This window comes from Geoalkalibacter sp. (assembly GCF_030604225.1).
Taxonomy (GTDB): domain Bacteria; phylum Desulfobacterota; class Desulfuromonadia; order Desulfuromonadales; family Geoalkalibacteraceae; genus Geoalkalibacter.
In genome coordinates, this window is record NZ_JAUVWH010000153.1 from 1 (window position 1) to 6,830 (window position 6,830).

Consider the following 6,830-nt stretch of genomic DNA (forward strand, 5'->3'; position numbering starts at 1 on the left):
CGCTCCAGGTAGCCGATTTCCCAGCGCCGGAACAGATCGAGGCGGTTGCGCAGGCGGCGCTTGCCCGTTTCGTCCTCGAAGCTGTAGCCGCGCTCGGCGAGTTCCTTGAGGACCGGACCGACCGCCCCCAGGGCCAGTCCCGCCTCTTCGGCCAGGCGGCGGTAGTTCCAGTTGAGGGCCTCGGGCTTGCGCAGCAGCAGATGGATGAGGCGCAGACCCGAGGGTTGAAAGCCGCGGCTGGTGCGCACCGGGCGGGCGCGCCGCTTGCGGCCGCTGACCTCGACGAGCAGGGCGCCGCCGTGCAGGGACGCGTTGCCCGCGGTGTCGAGATAGGCAATGCCGGCGCCGCGCAGCTGCGCGGCGAGGCTCTCGGACACGAAATCGGCGAGCAGCAGCAGGGGCGGGTCCGATGCCTGGTTCTGGTGCAATAACAACTGCGCCGCCAGGGGGGTGAGACGCGCCACCACCTGCACCTGAAAGCGACACTCGCCCCAGGGGCCGCTCAGATTGAGCATGCCGCCCCGACGGGCGTCGCCCGCCGGGACATAGACCGGCCGGCACCCGGGCAGGGCGTGCAGCGAGGCCATGCACAGCTCGATGATGTCCTGGTCCAGATCCTTGCGGTTCGCCATGGATTTAAGGCTCGATGCGGTTGATGAACACCTCGCGCGGCCGGCTGGTGCCGTCGGAGGGTCCGATGATGCCGTCCTGCTCCATTTTCTCGATCATGCGCGCGGCGCGGTTGTAGCCCACGCGCAGGCGGCGCTGGAGCATGGAGATGGACGCCTGGCGGGTTTCGGCGACCAGGGCCAGGGCCTCGTCCCATTTCTCGTCCAGCTCCATGTCCTCCTCGCCGCCGCCCTCCGCGGCGGGCGGGGCCTCGAGAATCGACTTGTCGTATTCGGGTTCGCCCTGCTTCTTGAGAAAATCCACCACGCGCTGCACTTCCAACTCGCTGACGAAGGCGCCGTGCACCCGTTGCAGGGCGCCGGTGCCCGGCGGCAAAAAGAGCATGTCGCCCATGCCGAGCAGGGTTTCGGCGCCCATGGAGTCGAGGATGGTGCGCGAGTCGATGCGCGAAAACACCTTGAAGGAGATGCGCGTCGGGAAATTGGCCTTGATCAGTCCGGTGATGACATCCACCGAGGGGCGCTGGGTGGCGAGAATCAGGTGGATGCCGGCGGCGCGCGCCATTTGCGCGAGGCGCGCGATGGCTTCCTCGATCTCGCGTCCGGCCACCATCATCAGGTCGGCCAGTTCATCAACGATGACCACAATATAAGGCAGATGGCCGTGTTCGAGTTCCTCGCCGGCGATGGGCTCGATCACCGGCAATTCCTCCTCGGGAGACTCGACGCTCTCCACCACCAGCGTCCCTTGCGCCTTCTGCTCGGCCTTGTCCTTTTCCTCGCGGGCGAGTTTCTTGTTGTAGCCCTCGATGTTGCGCACGCCCTTGTCGGCCATCAGCCGATAGCGCCGCTCCATCTCGCGCACCGCCCAGTTGAGGGCCAGGGCCGCTTTCTTGGGGTTGGTCACCACCGGCAGCAGCAGATGCGGGATGCCCTCGTAGATGGAGAGTTCGAGCATCTTGGGGTCGACCATGATGATGCGCACATCCTCGGGCGTGGCGCGATAGAGCAGGGAGAGGATCATGGTGTTGATGGACACCGACTTGCCGCTGCCGGTGGAGCCGGCCACCAGCAGATGCGGCATCTTGGCGAGATCCGCGACCACCGTGCCGCCGAAGATGTCCTTGCCCAGGGCCATGGGCAGCCGTCCTCCGGCGCGTTGAAAGGCGTCGGCCTCGATGATGTCCTTGAGCCACACGGTCTCGCGCTCGCGGTTGGGAATCTCGATGCCCACCACGCCGCGCCCGGGAATGGGCGCGACGATGCGGATGGAGAGGGCGCGCAGGGCCATGGACAGATCGTCCGAGAGCCCGGCGATCTTATTAACCTTGACGCCCGGCGCCGGGGCGAATTCGTACATGGTCACCACCGGCCCCGGCTTGACCTCCACCACCTCGCCCTCGACGCCGAAATCCTTGAGCTTGTTCTCCAAAAGGCGCGCGTTGGCCATGAGCGATTCACGGTCCACCGGCGGCGCGGCGCCGCCCTCATGGTCGAGCAGGGCCAGAGGCGGCCGATGGTAGGTGCCCGAGGGTTCGAGGAACTCGAAGGCGGCCTGGCGCTCCTGTTCCTCCTGTTTCTTTTTCTTCGGATTGAGGCGCGCGGCGGCGGGCGCGGGGCGCGGCACGGGGGCCTGGATGATGGGGCCCTGCTCAAGCCGTTCGCCCTTCGCCCGGGCCTTTTGCTCCCGCAGCGCCGCGCGGCGGGAGCGTCGCTCCTCGAAACCCTGGCCCAGGCGGTCCAGATGTCCTGAAACGAAGAGCACCATGGAAAAGCGCGTGGAGAGAATCAGAAAAACCAGAAAGAACACGCTCAGCACCACGGCGGCGCCGCTCGGGTTGAGCCAGCCGGCCAGGCTGTCGGCAAGGATGCGGCCCGCGCCGCCGCCCGCCTCGTTGATGGTCTGGCCAAACAGCGATACCTGATGAAAGCTCAGGCCGAGCAGGCCTGCCAGGGACAGGAGCAGGCCGAGAAAGGCGCAGGCTTTGTAGGGGCGCAAACGCACATCGCGCAGCTTAAGCAGCCGCCAGCCCACCCGCAGGCAGGCCAGGGGCAGCAGCAGGGCGGGCAAGCCCATCGCCTGGTAGAGCAGGTCGGCCAGGTGCGCGCCGAATTTCCCGCCGAAATTGGCGATTTTCTCCGGATGCAAGTTGTTGTTGAAGGAAGGATCGGCATTGCTGAAGGAGGCCAGGCAGAGCAACAGCAACAGACCGGCGGCCAGCCAGAGCAATCCGCCGATCTCTTTTTGCAGCACGCTGCCCAGGGATTTTTTGTCGTCCTTGCTCATGGGCGCAAACTCAGAGGGAATACGTCAAAAACAGCGTGCCCACCGCCCAGCAGTACAGGGCGAAGGCGAATAGTCGGCGGCGACGGATGACGGCCAGCAGAAAGCGGATGGACAGATAACCCGAAACGAACGCCATGGCGGTGCCGGCTAGGTAGAGGGGAAACTCTCCCGCGGGCACCGCTGACAGATGGCGCAGGGACAGCAGGGCCGCGCCGAACACCGCCGGCAGGGCGAGCAGAAAGGAAAAGCGCGCGGCGGTTTCGCCGTCGACGCCCCGCAACAGCAGCGTGGCGATGGTCGAGCCGGAACGGCTGATGCCCGGCACGATGGCCAGGCCTTGCACGGTCCCCACCACCAGGGCATCGCCGAGGGTGAGCTGGCCCTGCTTGCGGGTGCCGCGCCGAAAGCGCTCGGAGACGAACAGCAGGGTGCCGGTGACCAGCAGCATGGTGGAGACCACCGTCAGGTTGTCGAACAGTCCCTCGAAAAAATCCTTGAAGCTCAGGCCGATCAAGGCGGTGGGCAGCGAGCCGACGACGATCAGCAGCAGCATCTTGCGATGCACCCCCGAGTCCCCGCCGCGGCGGAAGGGCGACAGGGCAATGGCCTGGATGTCGCGCCAGAAATAGATGATAACCGCCACCATGGTGCCGACGTGCAACATGACATCGAAGAACACCCCGGGCTGCTCGAAACCGTCGAGAAAATGCTGGGCGATGGCCAGATGGCCCGAGGACGACACGGGTAAAAACTCGGTCACTCCCTGCAGGAGGCCGAGGAACAGGGCTTGAAGGAGAGTCATTTCGTTTCAAAAACTTTCATAGGTTAAGTGGGTGATGCGTAGTAAGGGCAATTCATGAATTGCCCCTGCGGCTGCAATCCGCTCAGGGTCGTCGTTAGAGTTCCAGAATGACCGGCACGATCAGCGGGCGGCGCTGGATGGTGCGGTTGAAAAAGCGGCGCAGGGCCTTGCGCACCTCGACGCGCAGTTCCTCCCATTCGGCGATGGCTTCGGGGCTATGCTCCACCAGCACCTGGCGGATGACCTGGCGCATCTCCTCCAAGTAGGCGGCGCTGTTTTCCTCGGGAATGAAGCCGCGCGTGAAGACTTCTGGCCCGTAGAGGATTTCGCCGGTTTTCTGGTTGACGGCGAGGATCGCCATGACCAGGCCGTGATTGGCGAGGTGGCGGCGGTCGCGCAGTTCCATGGCGCCCACGTCGCCCACGCCCTTACCGTCGACCAGCACCCGGCCGCTTTCCACCCGCTCCTCCAGGCGCAGGCCGTTGGGCCCCACCACCAGGGGCCGGCCGTTGTCGAGCACCTTGACGTAGTCCGCGGCGACGCCCATGGCGCGGGCCAGTTGCGCGTGACGCACCAGATGGCGGTATTCGCCGTGAATCGGCACGAAATAGCGCGGCCGGGTCAGGGCCAGCATCAGCTTGAGTTCCTCCTGGCTGGCGTGGCCCGAAACATGGATTTCGCTGGTGCTCTCGTAAAACACCTCGGCGCCGCGCCGGTAGAGGTGATTGATCAGGTTGCTGATCGCTTTCTCGTTGCCGGGAATGAACTTGGAGGAGAGGATCACCGTATCGCCGGGCTCCAGCTCCAGTTGCTTGTGGTCGGCCATGGCGATGCGCATCAGCGCCGAGAGGGGCTCGGCCTGGCTGCCGGTGGTGATGACCATGACCTCGTTGCGCGGCAGGTCGCGCAGGTCGCGCAGGTCGATGAGCGCCGCGTCGGGAATGCGCAAATAGCCCAGTTGTCGCGCCACCGCGCAGTTGGCCACCATGCTGCGACCGTGCAGCAGCACCTTGCGGCCGCAGGCGAGGGCCGCATCCACCGCCTGCTGGACCCGGTGGATGTTGGAGGAGAAGGTCGAGACCAGCACCAACTGCCGGCAGGTGGGCAAAATCCCGGCCAGAGCCTCGCCCACAACCCGCTCGGAGAGGGTCATGCCCGGGCGCTCGACGTTGGTCGAATCGGAGAGCAGCAGCAGCACGCCCTCGTCGCCGTAGCCGGCGAGGCGCGCCAGGTCGGTGCGGCTGCCGTCCACCGGGGTGTTGTCGAACTTGAAATCGCCGGTGTGGACGATGAGTCCCGCCGGGGTGCGAATGGCCAGTCCGGCGCCGTCGACGATGGAGTGGGTGACGCGGAAGAATTCCACGCGAAACGCCCCCAGCGCCACCTCCTCGGGCACGCTCACCTGATGCAGCGCGGCGCGGCTCAGCAGGCCGTGCTCCTCGAGTTTGTTGCGCAGCAGCCCGAGGGTGAGGCCGGTGCCGTAAATCGGCGGAAAACCCAGTTGCGGCAGCAGGTAGGGGATGGCGCCGATGTGGTCCTCGTGGCCGTGGGTCAGCACCAGGCCGCGGATGTCCTGGATGCGGTGGCGGATGGGGCCGATATCGGGCAGCACCAGGTCGATGCCGAGCATGTAGGCCTCGGGGAACATCAGGCCGCAATCGACGAGCAGCAGATCCCTGCCGCTTTCGAGGACCATCATGTTCAAGCCGATCTCACCCAGTCCGCCCAAGGCGACGAGGCGCACCTCGGCGGGTTGCAGTGCGGGTCCCAGGCTCATGACGTCTCCGCTCCCCGCTCGCCGAGCAGGGCGTCGAGGCTGGCGCGCACGCGTTCCATCAGCAGATCCCGATCCTCCAGGCTCAGCGCGCGTGTCTCGATGGGCGGTAGAAAAGTGACGGAGATCACGCCCGGCCGCAGGCTGCGGCCGTGCTTGGGCAAGATGCCGCCGCTGCCGGTGATGGCGATGGGCAGAACCGGCGCCTGAGCCTTGATGGCCGTGAGAAAACCGCCCTTCTTGAAGGGCAGCAGGCGCCCGTTGAGGGAGCGCGTCCCTTCCGGAAAAATCATGACGGCCTCGCCGTTGTGAATGCGCCGCGCCGCTTCATCCAGGCTCGCCACCGCGCTCTGGTGATCACCGCGATCCACGGCGATGCAGCCGGCGCGACGCATGGCCGCGCCGAACAGCGGAATGGCGAACAGCTCCTTCTTGGCCAGCCAGCGAAAGGGCGGGCGAATGCAGGCCAGCAGGGCGAGAATGTCGAAATTGCTCTGATGGTTGGGCATGTAGACCATCGCCGCGCCGGGGCGCAGGTGCTCGCCGCCCCGGCAGCGCACCTCCACGCCGGCCAGCCACAGGCTACCGCGCGCCCAGAGCCGCGCCCAATGATGCAGAATGTCGGGACCCATCAGCGAAAGGGGCAGGCTGACCAGCAGCACGAGCAGTGTCCAGGGGAAAAAGCCGGTCAGGAAAAACAGGGTTCGCAGCATGTCTTGAGCCTTGGTGTCCAGCAAAAAAGTTAGTCTAAATGAGTTGTTGCGCCCAGTCAAACCCTTTTCCCGCAAGGCGCTTTACAGTCCGCGGCAATTCCGCTAGACTCGGTGGTCGATTGCAACCAACGGAGGTAGGCGGATGTCCATCAACAAGGTGATTCTGGTCGGCAACCTGGGGAAGGATCCCGAGCTTCGCTACACGCCCTCTGGGGTGCCGGTGGCGACTTTTTCCCTGGCGACCAGCGAGCGCTTCAAGAACAAGGACGGGCAGATGCAGGACAAGACCGAGTGGCACAACATCGTCGCCTGGAGGCAGTTGGCCGAGATCTGCGGCAAGTACCTGCACAAGGGCAAGCAGGTCTATATCGAGGGCAAGATCCAGACCCGCAAGTATCAGGACCGCGACGGCAACGACCGCTACATCACTGAGATCGTCGCCGACCAGATGCAGATGCTCGGCGGGCGCGGCGAGGAGGGCGGCGGCTACGCCCCGAGCCAGCGCGGCGATTTCGCGCCGCGCGGCGAGAGTCGCCCGGCGAGCGGCGGTGCGCCGAAAAAAGAGCCCAGCTACAGCGACTTCGAGGAGCCGCCCTTCAATCCCGACGACGAGATTCCGTTTTGA

5 protein-coding genes and 1 pseudogene are annotated in these 6,830 nt (G+C 65.6%); 1 reads left to right on the forward strand and 5 read right to left on the reverse strand.

The genetic code is table 11. The features are described from left to right. From QAT43_RS13470 to QAT43_RS13490, 5 genes and pseudogenes are all read right to left on the reverse strand, one after another. A pseudogene (locus tag QAT43_RS13470) lies at positions 1 to 632 on the reverse strand (hypothetical protein); the annotation flags it as partial. 4 nt (positions 633 to 636) lie between these two features. Next, positions 637 to 2,916: a DNA translocase FtsK gene (locus QAT43_RS13475; protein WP_305043602.1), complete on the reverse strand. Its 2,280-nt coding sequence runs from the start codon at positions 2,914 to 2,916 to the stop codon at positions 637 to 639. A gap of 10 nt (positions 2,917 to 2,926) precedes the next feature. After that, positions 2,927 to 3,718 carry an undecaprenyl-diphosphate phosphatase gene (locus tag QAT43_RS13480; RefSeq protein WP_305043603.1) on the reverse strand — a complete coding sequence of 264 codons (792 nt, stop codon included), beginning with the start codon at positions 3,716 to 3,718 and terminating at the stop codon, positions 2,927 to 2,929. A gap of 94 nt (positions 3,719 to 3,812) precedes the next feature. After that, positions 3,813 to 5,495: a ribonuclease J gene (locus QAT43_RS13485; protein ID WP_305043604.1), complete on the reverse strand. Its 1,683-nt coding sequence runs from the start codon at positions 5,493 to 5,495 to the stop codon at positions 3,813 to 3,815. Further along, positions 5,492 to 6,205, reverse strand: a complete 714-nt coding sequence (locus QAT43_RS13490; protein ID WP_305043605.1) for a lysophospholipid acyltransferase family protein — start codon at positions 6,203 to 6,205, stop codon at positions 5,492 to 5,494. Before QAT43_RS13490 ends, QAT43_RS13485 begins: the two co-directional genes overlap by 4 nt. Before the next feature lie 142 nt (positions 6,206 to 6,347). On the opposite strand from QAT43_RS13490, the gene QAT43_RS13495 reads away from it, so the two are divergent. After that, a complete protein-coding gene (locus QAT43_RS13495; RefSeq protein WP_305043606.1) occupies positions 6,348 to 6,830 on the forward strand; it encodes a single-stranded DNA-binding protein in 483 nt (160 codons plus the stop codon).